The following is a 12176-nucleotide window of genomic DNA, read 5'->3' as shown; positions in this document are numbered from 1 at the left end:
AGGGCGACCCCCATGAAGACGTGGAGGGCAATCCCCATGAAGGCTCTCGTCACCGGCGGCGCGGGTTTCATCGGTTCGCATCTCGTCGACCACCTGCTGGGCCTCGGGCACGAGGTGGTCGTGCTCGACGACTTCAGCACCGGCTCGATGGCGAACCTCGCGCGGTCCGCGGCCGCCGTGACCGCGATCCGGGGTTCGATCCTCGACGAGGCCGCCGTGGAGGCGGCGACGGACGGCTGTGACACCGTCTTCCACCTGGCCGCCGCGGTCGGCGTCCGCACCGTCGTGGACCGGCCGCTGGAGTCCCTGCACAAGAACCTGCGGGGCACCGAGACCGTTCTCGACGCCGCGTCGCGCCAGGGGGCGCGGCTGCTGCTCGCATCCTCGTCCGAGGTGTACGGCAAGAACACCAAGGACCGCCTCGGCGAGGACGACGACCGGGTCCTCGGCTCGCCCCTCAAGAGCCGCTGGTCCTACGCCGCCGCCAAGGGACTCGACGAGCTGATGGCCTACTGCTACTGGCAGCGGCACGGCCTGCGTGCCGTCATCGTGCGGCCGTTCAACATCGTCGGCCCCCGCCAGACCGGCCACTACGGCATGGTCGTACCCACCTTCGTGGAGCAGGCACTCACCGGCCGCCCGCTCACCGTCCACGGCGACGGCACCCAGCGCCGGTGCTTCTGCGCGGTCGACGACATCGTCCCCGCCCTGGTGGCGCTGGCCGCGGACGTACGCGCCCACGGCCGGGTGTTCAACCTGGGCAGCACGGAGGAGGTCACCGTCCGGGAGCTCGCCGAGCGGGTCCTGCGGGTCACCGGTTCGCGGGCTCCGATCGTGCACGTTCCCTACGCGCAGGCCTACGGGCCCGGTTTCGAGGACATGGAGCGGCGGATGCCCGACACGACCAGGGCCCGCGAGCTGATCGGGTTCCGGCCCCGGACGAGCCTCGACGAGGTGATCGCGGCCGTCGCGGCCGACCGGCTCGCGAGGCTCCGGGAGGCCGTGACCGGCCGGAACGGCAGACGTCGGGCCCACGTCAGGTAGCAGCCACGGCAGGTATCAGGGAGTCCAGATGAGGGACCTTTCCGTGATCGGGCTCGGTTACACCGGCCTCCCGCTGGCCCGTGAGGCAACCAGGTCCGGGCTGTGCGTGGCGGGATACGACGAGAACCCCCTGGTCGTGGCCGGCCTCAACGCGGGCCGGTCCCACGTGGACGACGTGCCCGACGCCGACGTCCGGAGCATGCTCGCCGCCGGCTTCACCGCCACGGACGAGCCGTCCGTGCTCGCCGGTGCGCACACCGTGGTCATCTGTGTGCCCACCCCCCTGCTCGCCGACGGCACCCCCGACCTCGCCCCGGTCCGCCGGGCCGCCACCGCGCTCGCCCCGCACGTCGATCCGGGCATGCTGGTGGTGCTGGAGTCGACGACCTACCCGGGCACGACCGAGGAGGTGGTCCGCCCGCTCCTGGAGCGGACCGCGGGAATCACCGCCGGGGCCGATTTCCACCTGGCCTTCTCACCGGAGCGCATCGACCCGGGCAACAGGGGATTCGGCCTGCGCAACACCCCCAAGGTCGTCGGCGGACTCACCCCCGGCTGCACCCAGGCCGCCGCGGCCTTCTACGGCAAGATCTGCGACACGGTGGTGGTGGCCAGGGGGACCCGCGAGGCGGAGATGGCCAAGCTGCTGGAGAACACCTATCGGAACGTCAACATCGCGTTGGTGAACGAACTCGCCGTCGTGGCCCACGACCTGGGCGTCGACCTCTGGGACGCGATCGCGTGCGCGGCCACCAAGCCGTTCGGCTTCCAGTCCTTCCGCCCCGGGCCCGGCGTCGGCGGGCACTGCATCCCGGTCGACCCGGACTATCTCGTCCACCGGGCGCGGGCCGCCGGCAGCAGGGTGCGGCTGGTGGAACTGGCGCAGGAGATCAACCGGGGCATGCCCGAGTACGTGGTCCGGCGCGCCGCCGACGTGCTCGCCGGCGCCGGCCGGTCGCTGCGCGGCGCCGCGGTCCTGCTGGCCGGCGTGACGTACAAGGAGAACATCTCCGACCTGCGCGAGACGCCGGCCTGCCCGATCGTCCGTCGGCTGCGGGCCGAGGCGGCGGACGTCGTGTACCACGACCCCTACGTGCCCCGTTTCGCCGTGGACGGCGAGCCCGTCGCCCGGGCGACGGACATCGCGCGGGCCGCGGCGGCATCCGACCTCACCATCCTGCTCCAGCCCCACGCGGCGTACGACCTGGACGCCATCGTCGCCGCCGCGCCGCTCACCCTGGACACCCGGGGCTGCACCCGCTCGCGCGCGGCACTGCTGTGAAGCCGCGGATCGCCTCGCCGTGCTACTCGCCGAATGCCGCGAGGAGAGCGTCAAGACCGGCCGCCAGACCCTCCGGACCGCCCGGCTCGGCCAGTGCGGGAGCGGTCTCGCGGAGCGTGGGCAGCTCCCGGGACGACAGACGGTGCAGACCGAGTCGGAAGGCCGGATCGGACTCGTCGGGGTTGTCCACCATGGGCCGCAGCTCCACGGTCACATATCCGAGCAGCCAGGCGGTGAAGGCCCGGAAGACGGCCGCCGCGCGGGCGCTGTCCAGTCCGGCACGGCTCAGCGACGCCAGGACGCGCTCGTGATGGCGCAGTACGGCGGCCGGCTGCTGCGCCAGCGGAACCGCCAGCATGCGGGTGGCGAGCAGGGGCACCGCCTGCGGGTGGGCGAGACAGACGTCGTAGGTCGTCCGCGCGACGCGGCGCAGCTCCTCCTGCCACGCGGGCGGAGGGGCCTCGGCGGCCAGGCGCTCCTCCAGTTCGAGGTACAGGGCCTCGACCAGGCCGTCCAGGAGGGCGTCCTTGCTCGCCGCGTACCGGTAGAGCGCCATCGCCTCCACCCCGAGCTCGGCGCCGAGCCGGCGCATGCTCAGCGCGGACAGCCCCTCCCGGTCCACCAGTTCCAGCGCGCTGGCCAGCACGCGCTCACGGCTCAGCCGGCCGTACCGGCCCCGGTCGCTGGCGCGTCGCGCCGGACCGGGTTGCTCGGCCTGTTCCTTGGCCACGAGTCGCCTCCAGGCGGTTCCGCGCTTGTGTTGACTCTAGGGCAACAGGGGCGCATCGTGTACGTATACGGCGTAAATATACGCTATTGGAGTGGGGGTAAGGGATGTCTCCCCGCCGCGTATGGACAGGATGGGAGCCGCGCCAGCCCCGTAAGGCCGGTGGGCGACCGCGCCGCCGCTGGCTGCGCCGGCTGCTGATCTTCGGAGCGGTCGCCGTGCTCGCCGTGGCCGGGCTGGCCGCGGGGGGCGTGTGGTGGGCCACCGACCACTACGGTGACCAGGTCCAGCGGATACCGAACTCCTTCCCGGACGGCCCGCGTCCCGAGCCCGCCGAAGGAACCACGTTCCTGCTGGCAGGCCTCGACAGCCGCTCCGAGAAGCCGACGACGGGCAACGACGCCGAAGCCGCTCTGTGGAAGTACGGAGCGCAGCGCGGCGACACCCTGATGCTGGTGCACCTCGATCCCGACGCGGACCGGGCCTACACCGTCTCGATCCCGAGGGACAGTTGGGTCCCCGTTCCCGGCCATGGCTCCGCGAAGATCAACGCGGCGTACTCCTGGGGCGGACCGGCTCTCCTCGTCCAGACGGTCGAGCAGCTCACCGGCGTCAGGGTCGATCACTTCGGGATCATCGACTGGCACGGTTTCCGGTCCCTGACCGACGCGGTCGGCGGTGTGCCGATCACGATCGAGGAGGACTCCTACGACTCCGCGCAGCGTCGGCACTTCAAGGCGGGCACCTACACGATGAACGGTGAGGAAGCGCTCGTCTACGTGCGTCAGCGGCACGGTCTGCCCCGCGGTGACCTGGACCGGATCGAACGGCAGCAGCAGTATCTGCGCAGCCTCGTCGGGGAGATCCGGGGCGATGTGAGTGTGACCCGCCCCTGGGACATCGACAGCACGCTCGACGCGCTCACCGACACCGTGAGCGTCGACGACCAGCTGTCCAACGCCGACCTGCGCGACCTCGTGCTCGAACTGCGCCATCTGAACTCCGACGACGCCTGGTTCACCACCGCGCCGGTGGTGCGCTCGGACATGATCGACAGCCAGTCCGTGCTCATTCTCGACCGTGCCGGGCTGCGGAGTCTGTGCCATGACATCGAGTCGGGGCACCCGCCGGACACCGGAAAGTGAGCGAACCCCCATGAGGGTGCGGAGCGCACCCATCGAGGACTACGCGCTCGTCAGCGACCTGGAGACCGCCGCCATGGTCGGCAGGGACGGCTCCGTCGACTGGCTGTGTCTGCCCCGCTTCGACTCACCCGCCTGCCTGGCCGCCCTGCTGGGCACACCCGACAACGGGTTCTGGCGTATCGCGCCCACGGGCCGCGGCCCCTGCACCCGCCGCGCGTACCGGCCCGACACGCTCGTCCTGGACTCGTACTGGGAGACCGTGACGGGGACGGTGCGCGTCACGGACTTCATGCCGCCGCGCGCCCAACTGCCGTGCATCGTCCGGGTCGTCGAGGGACTGTCCGGCGCGGTGCCGATGCGCAGCGAACTGTGTCTGCGCTTCCACCAGGGCCGTATCGTGCCCTGGGTGCGCGCCGCCGGCGGCTGTACGGTCGCCGTCGCCGGCCCCGACGCCGTATGGCTGAGCGCCGACGGACCGGTGCGGGCCCTCGGTGACGACCCCTCCACGGTGGCCGAGTTCACCGTCACGGCCGGGCGGCGCCTCGCGCTCACCCTGGTGTGGGCACCCTCGCATCTGCCCGAGCCGCCCGCGCCGCTGTCCGTGCCGGCCGAGACCGTGCTGAAGGAGACCGCCGACTTCTGGCGCCGCTGGGCCGCCCGCTGCCGCTACGACGGACCGTGGCGGGACGCCGTGGTGCGCTCCCTGATCACCCTGAAGGCGCTCACCTACGCGCCCACCGGCGGCATCGTCGCCGCACCGACCACCTCGCTGCCCGGCTGCCTCGGCGGCGAGCGCAACTGGGACCACCGCCACTGCTGGCTGCGCGACTCCACCCTGGCCCTGTCCTGCCTGCTGCGCAGCGGCTACCGGGAGGAGGCGACGGCCTGGCTGGACTGGCTGGTGCGGGCCATCGCGGGCGACCCGGCCGACCTGCAGACCGTGTACGGCGTCGGCGGCCAGCGCCTGCTGCCGGAGACCGAGGCCCCCTGGCTGCCCGGCTACGAGGACTCGGCTCCCGTCCGGTTCGGCAGCTCGGCGGTCGGCCAGTTCCAACTGGACGTCTACGGCGAGGTCCTGGACGCGCTGTGCCTGTCGCTGCTGGCCGGGATCCCCATGCCCGCCCATGTGTGGACCCTGGTCGAGGAGATGATGGGCTTCGTGCAGCGGCACTGGCGCGAACCGGACCAGGGGCTGTGGCAGACCCGCGGACCGCGCCGGCAGTTCGTGCACTCCAAGGTGATGACGTGGGTGGCCGCCGACCGGGCCCTGCGCATGGCCGAACTCCTCGGCCGCAACGGCTCCTCGGACCGGTGGCTGGCCCTGCGCGACCAGGTGCACCGCCAGGTCTGCCGGAACGGCTGGGACGACCGGCAGCGCTCCTTCGTGCAGGCCTACCGCTCCCCGGCCCTGGACGCCTCCGCCCTGCTGCTGCCCAAGGTCGGCTTCCTGCCCGCCCGCGATCCGCGGGTGCGGGGAACCGTGCGGGCGATGAGCGGCCTGGAGGAGGGCGGGTTCCTGCGGCGTTACGCCCCGGGCGGCGCCGGTGTGCACGAGGTGGACGGACTGCGCGGCCGCGAGGGCACGTTCGTGGCGTGCTCCCTGTGGTACGCCGACGCGCTCGCCGCGACCGGCCGCACCACCGAGGCCCGCGAGGCCTTCACCAGGGTCCTCGGCATCCGCAACGACGTCGGGCTGCTGGCGGAGCAGTGGGACCCGCAGGCCGGCCGTCAACTGGGCAACGCCCCGCAGGCGTTCAGCCATATCGCCCTGGTGGAGAGCGCCTTCGCGCTCGCGGGGATTCAGGGGTCCTGCGTCTTCGGCCGGCGCGCGGAGTCCGCGTAGCCGCTGGGGTTGAGCTGCTGGAAGCGCCAGCTGTCCCGGCACATGTCGGCGAGGTCCCGGGTGGGCCGCCAGCCCCAGGCGCGGGCCACCGCGCTCGCGTCGGCGACCAGTTCGGCCACGTCGCCGGGGCGGCGCGGCGCCACCTCGTAGGGGACGGGTCTGCCGCAGGCCCGGGAGTAGGCGTCGACGACGTCGAGGACGGAACGCCCCGCGCCCAGACCGAGGTTGAACACGCGCATGCCCGGCTGGTCGGCGAGGTGGTCGAGCGCGATGCGGTGGGCCTCGACGGTGTCCATGACGTGGAGGTAATCGCGGACCGCGGTGCCGTCCGGGGTCGGATAGTCGGTGCCGAACACCCGCAGGCGCGGGTGGCGGCCGACGGCGACCTGGGCGACGTAGGGCATGAGGTGGTCGGGTGTGCCCCGCGGGTCCTCGCCGAGCAGGCCGCTGGGGTGGGCGCCGGCCGGGTTGAAGTAGCGCAGGCACAGCACGGTGTACTCGGGGCAGTGCCGGCACACGTCGTCGAGGATCCGCTCGCACAGCCACTTGGAGGCCGCGTACGGGTTGGTGGGGCGGGCGGGCGTGGTCTCGGGGAGCGGGCCGTGGCCGGCCTCGCCGTAGACCGCGCCGGACGAGGAGAACACGAGCTGGTGCACGCCGTGCTCGTGCATGGCCCGCAGCAGGGCCGTGGTGCCGCCGACGTTGGTGTCGTAGTACGCGACGGGCGTCCGGGCCGAGGCGGGAACCGACTTCAGCGCGGCGAAGTGCAGTACGGCGTCCACCGTGTGCCGGTCGAAGACGGCCGACAGGGCGTGCCGGTCGCGGATGTCGAGGTCGTACACGGCGCCGACGAAACGGCCGGCGATCCGTTCCACGCGCGCGAAGACCTGCGGCGTGCTGTTGCAGTAGTTGTCGACCACGATCACCTCGTAACCGTGGTCGAGCAGCTCCACGCACGCGTGGCTGCCGATGAAACCGCCCCCGCCGGTCACGAGGACGGTCGACGGTGCGCTCATGGGTCCGGCTCCGCTTCTCACTGACCGGAAGACACCGTATGTTTACTCCGTATATTCGACTGTGCTCTCCCGGGTGCCCCAAGTCAAGGGGTCAGCCCCTGACCAGCAGCTGGAAGTCGAACGCGTACCGGGAGGCGCGGTAGACGTGCGTGCCGTACTCGACCGGCCGGCCGGTGTCGTCGTACGCCGTGCGCTGCATGGTGAGCAGGGCGGCGCCCTTCGTCTCGCCCAGGAGGGCCGCCTCCTCGGCGGTGGCGCAGCGGGCGCCGATGGTCTGCCGGGCGCTGTGCAGGGTGATGCCCGCGGCCCGCATCATCCGGTACAGGCCCGTGGCCTCCAGCCGGGGGGTGGCGAGGTCCAGGAGTGCGGCGGGCAGGTAGTTGCACAGGAACGCCACCGGCTGGCCGTGGGTGCAGCGCAGCCGCTCCAGGAGCGTCACCTCGGCGCCCTCCGCGACGCCGAGGGCGGCCGCGACGTCCGCCGTCGCCGGGACGCTCTCGTTGCGCACCACCTGCGTCGTCGGCCCCTGTCCGGCGGTCTCCAGGTCGTCGTAGAGGCTGCTCAGTTCCAGCGGGCGCTTGACCTGGCTGTGCACGACCTGGGTGCCCACGCCGCGGCGGCGGACCAGCAGCCCCTTGTCGACGAGGGACTGGATGGCCTGGCGGACCGTGGGGCGGGACAGGCCGAGGCGGGTGGACAGGTCGATCTCGTTGCCCAGCAGGTTGCCGGGGGCGAGCACGCCCTGCTCGATCGCCGCCTCCAGCTGCTGGGCGAGCTGGTAGTACAGCGGGACCGGACTGTTCCGGTCCAGGGCGAAGTGCAGGGCGTCGAGCGCCATGGATTGCCTCCCGCTGGGTAGAGATCGACTCCGGTGCCGCGGTCTCCCAGGTGTAGATCCCGGAGGCCCGGCCTGTCAATACTTTGTCCTTACATCCGGACCTGCTCGTGAAATGATGTCTTAACAAAGTATTGACAGGGGACCCTGCAAGGGATTGGATCCGGTCCCAACGCACCAGCCGCGTTCCGCGGTGCTCGACCCGTGGTTCCCCTCGTCGCACAGTGAGGTGCAGCAAAGATGGACCGCTCTTCGCACTCCCGTTCCCGCAGGATGGCCCCCCTGGTGGCCGTGGCCGCCGCGGCAGCGCTGACCCTCGCAGGCTGTTCCAGCGGCTCCGGCGGCAAGAAGGCCGAGGAGAGCGCGGACGACGCCTCCGCGGGCAAGGCCACTACTCCCCGGATGACGATCGCCCTGGTCACACACCAGTCGCCCGGTGACACGTTCTGGGACATCGTCCGCAAGGGCGCCGAGGCCGCCGCGGCGAAGGACAACGTCAAGCTGATCTACTCGGCCGATCCGAACGCCGGCAAGCAGGCCGGCCTGGTCCAGAACGCCATCGACCAGAAGGTCGACGGCATCGCGATCACCCTCGCCAAGCCGGACGCCCTCAAGGACGTCGTGAGCCAGGCGGAGGCGGCCGGCATACCCGTGGTCGGCCTCAACTCCGGTGTCAGCGAATGGCAGAAGCTCGGCCTGATGGAGTTCTTCGGCCAGGACGAGACGGTGGCCGGCGAGGCCCTCGGCAAGCGGCTGAACGAGGCCGGCGCCAAGAAGGCCGTCTGCGTCATCCAGGAGCAGGGCAACATCGGCCTCACCCAGCGCTGCGACGGCGTCGCCAAGACCTTCTCCGGCTCGGTCGAGACGCTGAACGTCAACGGCACCGACATGCCGTCCGTGAAGTCGACCATCACCGCCAAGCTCGCCGAGGACAAGGCGATCGACTACGTCGTCGCGCTCGGCGCCCCGTTCGCGCTGACCGCCGCGCAGTCGGTGGACGAGTCCAGCAGCAAGGCCAAGGTCGCCACCTTCGACCTCAACAAGGAACTGACCGGAGCCATCAGCGAGGGCACCATCGAGTTCGCCGTCGACCAGCAGCCCTACCTCCAGGGCTACCTGGCGATCGACTCGCTGTGGCTCTACAAGAACAACGGCAACTACATGGGCGGCGGTGAGCAGCCGGTGCTGACCGGCCCGGCGTTCGTCGACAAGTCCAACGTCGACGCGGTCGCGGGCTTCGCCGCGAAGGGCACCCGGTGATCGGTATGACCCAACAGGCTGAGCCGGCGGTGACCGCACCGCCGGCCCCCGGCCCCGGCAAGCAGACGGACGGGCGGACCGCCCAGCGCCCCCTGGCGCTCAGGCTGCTCGCCCGCCCCGAAGTGGGCGTCTTCCTCGGTGCCGTCGCGGTGTTCGTGTTCTTCCTGATCGCCGCGCCGCCGGTGCGCGACGGCAGCTCGATGGCGAACATCCTGTACCAGTCGTCGACGATCGGGATCATGGCACTGCCGGTGGCGCTGCTGATGATCGGCGGCGAGTTCGACCTGTCGTCCGGTGTCGCCGTCGTCACCTCGGCACTGACCGCCAGCATGATCAGCTACCAACTGACCATGAACGTCTGGGTCGGTGTGATCGCCGCGCTCGTCGTGTCGCTAGCCGTCGGCCTGTTCAACGGCTGGATGCTGGTGAAGACCGGCCTGCCCAGCTTCCTGGTCACGCTCGGCACGTTCCTGATCCTCCAGGGCGCGAACCTGGCGATCACCAAGCTGGTCACCGACAACGTGGCGACCGACGACATCAGCGACATGGACGGCTTCGACCAGGCCAAGGCGGTCTTCGCCTCGTCCTTCGACATCGGCGGCGTCGAGGTGAAGATCACCGTGGTGTGGTGGCTGGTCTTCGCGGCCCTCGCCACCTGGGTGCTGCTGCGCACCAAGTACGGCAACTGGGTGTTCGCCGTCGGCGGCAACAAGGAGAGCGCGCGGGCCGTCGGTGTGCCGGTGACGTTCACCAAGATCTCGCTGTTCATGCTGGTCGGCTTCGGCGCCTGGTTCGTCGGCATGCACCAGCTGTTCTCCTTCAACACCGTGCAGTCCGGCGAGGGCGTCGGCCAGGAGCTGATCTACATCGCCGCGGCCGTCATCGGCGGCTGTCTGCTGACCGGCGGCTACGGCTCGGCGATCGGCCCCGTCTTCGGCGCGTTCATGTTCGGCATGGTCCAGCAGGGCATCGTCTACGCCGGCTGGAACCCCGACTGGTTCAAGGCGTTCCTCGGCGTGATGCTGCTCGGCGCCACCCTGATCAATTTGTGGGTCCGTCAGACGGCGACCCGGAGGTGACCGCAATGACAGGCAACGAATCCGGCACCCACGGCGCCGTCCTGGCGGACACCGCGCCCGAGACCGACGGCGCGGTGGTCGAGCTCAGGTCGGCGGGCAAGTCCTACGGCAACATCCGCGCCCTGCACGGGGTGAGCCTGAAGGTCCACCCCGGCAAGGTGACGTGCGTGCTCGGCGACAACGGCGCCGGCAAGTCCACCCTCATCAAGATCATCTCCGGGCTGCACCAGCACACCGAGGGCGAGTTCCTCGTCGACGGCACCCCGGTACGCTTCGGCACCCCGCGCGAGGCCCTCGACCGCGGCATCGCCACGGTGTACCAGGACCTGGCGACCGTGCCGCTGATGCCGGTGTGGCGCAACTTCTTCCTCGGCTCGGAGATGACCAAGGGCCCCTGGCCCTTCCGCCGGCTCGACATCGAGAAGATGAAGCAGACGGCCGACGAAGAGCTGCGCAACATGGGCATCGTCCTGGACGACCTGGAACAGCCCATCGGCACCCTCTCCGGCGGCCAGCGCCAGTGCGTGGCCATCGCCCGCGCCGTCTACTTCGGCGCCCGCGTGCTGATCCTCGACGAGCCCACCGCCGCCCTCGGCGTCAAGCAGTCCGGTGTGGTGCTGAAGTACATCGCCGCCGCCCGCGACCGCGGCCTGGGCGTCATCTTCATCACCCACAACCCGCACCACGCCTATATGGTCGGCGACCACTTCAGCGTGCTCCGCCTGGGCACCCTCGAACTGTCCGCCGACCGCAGCGAGGTCGGCCTGGAGGAGCTGACCAACCACATGGCCGGCGGCGCCGAACTCGCCGCACTCAAGCACGAGCTGTCCCAGGTCCGCGGCGTCGACGTCGAGGAACTCCCCGAGGAGGAGGACCTCACCGCACCCGTGGCGGCGACCAAGGAAGAGCGAGGGGAATGACCGCACCGCTGGGAGTGGCCGTCATCGGAACCGGCCGCATGGGCGCCGACCATGTCCGGCGTATCCAGGAGGTCATCAGCGGGGCGCGGGTCACGGCCGTGGTGGACGTCGACGCGGAGCGGGCCAAGGCCGTGGCCGCCCGCGTCGACGGCTGCGCTGTGCACACCGACCCGGCCGCGGCGATGGCCTCCGCCGAGGTCGACGCCGTCCTCGTCGCCTCCCCGGGCCCGGCCCACGAGGCCGCGCTGCTGGCCGCCTTCGCGCATGACCTTCCGGTCCTGTGCGAGAAGCCGCTCACCCCCGACGCCGCCTCCGCGCTGCGCCTCGTCGAGGCCGAGCGTGCCCTCGGCAGGCGCCGCGTCCAGGTCGGTTTCATGCGCCGCTACGACGCCGAGTACACCCGGCTCAAGGCGCTGCTGGAGACCGGGCAGCTGGGCCGCCCGCTGCTGCTGCACCAGCGGCACCGCAACGCGGCGAGCCCGTCCTTCTTCACCTCCGACATGCTGATCACCGACTCGGTCGCCCACGAGGTGGACGTGACCCGCTGGCTGACCGGCCAGGAGATCACGGCCGTCACGGTGCTGCGTCCGGCATCGTCCGCCGGTGCCCCCGAGGGGCTGATCGACCCGCAGTTCGTGGTCCTGGAGACCGCCGGCGGAGCCCTGGCGGACGTGGAGATCTTCGTCAACTGCGGTTTCGGCTACCAGGTGCAGGCCGAGGTGGTCTGCGAACGCGGCACCGCCCGCATCGGAGACGGCCATGCCCTGGTCACCGCCATGGCGGGCCGCTGGGGCGGCAGCATCGCCCAGGACTGGACCGAGCGGTTCGCCGACGCCTACGACCGGGAGATCCAGGCCTGGGTCGACGCCACCCGGCGCGGTGAGGTCACCGGTCCGGGCATCTGGGACGGGTACGCGGCGGCCGCCGTCTGCGAGGCCGGAGTGCGGTCCCTGCGCGAGGGCAGCCGGGTCGAGGTGGAGCTGGCCGCACGGCCGGCGTTCTACGGCTGAGCGCTCGACAGGCCG

11 protein-coding genes are annotated in these 12176 nt (G+C 71.3%); 8 read left to right on the top strand and 3 right to left on the bottom strand.

Features of this window, described 5'->3' with window-relative positions:
• The first annotated feature begins 36 nt into the window (after positions 1–36).
• The gene (locus AB0Q90_RS04845; protein WP_363159017.1) at positions 37–1044 is read left to right on the top strand and encodes an NAD-dependent epimerase/dehydratase family protein; all 1008 of its coding nucleotides are present in this window, start codon (positions 37–39) and stop codon (positions 1042–1044) included.
• A 28-nt stretch (positions 1045–1072) separates the two neighbouring features.
• Positions 1073–2326 (top strand): nucleotide sugar dehydrogenase, encoded by a 1254-nt coding sequence (locus AB0Q90_RS04840; protein WP_363159016.1) that lies wholly within the window; start codon positions 1073–1075, stop codon positions 2324–2326.
• Between the two features lie 22 nt (positions 2327–2348).
• Here AB0Q90_RS04840 and AB0Q90_RS04835 read toward each other — a convergent pair whose 3' ends face one another.
• Positions 2349–3056 carry a TetR family transcriptional regulator gene (locus AB0Q90_RS04835; protein WP_363159015.1) on the bottom strand — a complete coding sequence of 236 codons (708 nt, stop codon included), beginning with the start codon at positions 3054–3056 and terminating at the stop codon, positions 2349–2351.
• A gap of 104 nt (positions 3057–3160) precedes the next feature.
• Between AB0Q90_RS04835 and AB0Q90_RS04830 the strand changes: the two genes are divergently transcribed.
• Together AB0Q90_RS04830 and AB0Q90_RS04825 are read left to right on the top strand one after the other, a co-directional pair.
• On the top strand, positions 3161–4198 hold the full coding sequence (locus AB0Q90_RS04830) for an LCP family protein (RefSeq protein WP_363159014.1): 1038 nt from the start codon (positions 3161–3163) through the stop codon (positions 4196–4198).
• A 10-nt stretch (positions 4199–4208) separates the two neighbouring features.
• Positions 4209–6041, top strand: coding sequence for a glycoside hydrolase family 15 protein (locus AB0Q90_RS04825; protein WP_363159013.1), 1833 nt, complete (start codon positions 4209–4211; stop codon positions 6039–6041).
• On the opposite strand, the gene galE is transcribed toward AB0Q90_RS04825, so the two are convergent.
• Together galE and AB0Q90_RS04815 are read right to left on the bottom strand one after the other, a co-directional pair.
• The gene (gene galE / locus AB0Q90_RS04820; RefSeq protein WP_363159012.1) at positions 5999–7057 is read right to left on the bottom strand and encodes a UDP-glucose 4-epimerase GalE; all 1059 of its coding nucleotides are present in this window, start codon (positions 7055–7057) and stop codon (positions 5999–6001) included. The genes AB0Q90_RS04825 and galE overlap by 43 nt on opposite strands.
• A gap of 91 nt (positions 7058–7148) precedes the next feature.
• Positions 7149–7895: a GntR family transcriptional regulator gene (locus AB0Q90_RS04815; RefSeq protein ID WP_363159011.1), complete on the bottom strand. Its 747-nt coding sequence runs from the start codon at positions 7893–7895 to the stop codon at positions 7149–7151.
• Positions 7896–8132: 237 nt separating this feature from the next.
• Between AB0Q90_RS04815 and AB0Q90_RS04810 the strand changes: the two genes are divergently transcribed.
• The 4 genes from AB0Q90_RS04810 to AB0Q90_RS04795 are packed head-to-tail and all read left to right on the top strand — an operon-like array spanning position 8133 to position 12161.
• Positions 8133–9152 (top strand): sugar ABC transporter substrate-binding protein, encoded by a 1020-nt coding sequence (locus tag AB0Q90_RS04810; protein ID WP_363159010.1) that lies wholly within the window; start codon positions 8133–8135, stop codon positions 9150–9152.
• Complete coding sequence (locus tag AB0Q90_RS04805; protein ID WP_363159092.1) at positions 9152–10231, top strand: ABC transporter permease; 1080 nt, start codon at positions 9152–9154, stop codon at positions 10229–10231. The genes AB0Q90_RS04810 and AB0Q90_RS04805 overlap by 1 nt, the downstream gene beginning before the upstream one ends.
• A gap of 5 nt (positions 10232–10236) precedes the next feature.
• On the top strand, positions 10237–11151 hold the full coding sequence (locus tag AB0Q90_RS04800; RefSeq protein WP_363159009.1) for an ATP-binding cassette domain-containing protein: 915 nt from the start codon (positions 10237–10239) through the stop codon (positions 11149–11151).
• A complete protein-coding gene (locus AB0Q90_RS04795; protein WP_363159008.1) occupies positions 11148–12161 on the top strand; it encodes a Gfo/Idh/MocA family oxidoreductase in 1014 nt (337 codons plus the stop codon). The genes AB0Q90_RS04800 and AB0Q90_RS04795 overlap by 4 nt, the downstream gene beginning before the upstream one ends.
• Positions 12162–12176: the final 15 nt, after the last annotated feature.

Source organism: Streptomyces sp. NPDC079141 (assembly GCF_040686775.1).
Taxonomy (GTDB): Bacteria; Actinomycetota; Actinomycetes; order Streptomycetales; family Streptomycetaceae; genus Streptomyces.
The sequence above is the reverse complement of the archived record's forward strand: the minus strand, read 5'-3'. Positions and strand labels throughout refer to the sequence as shown.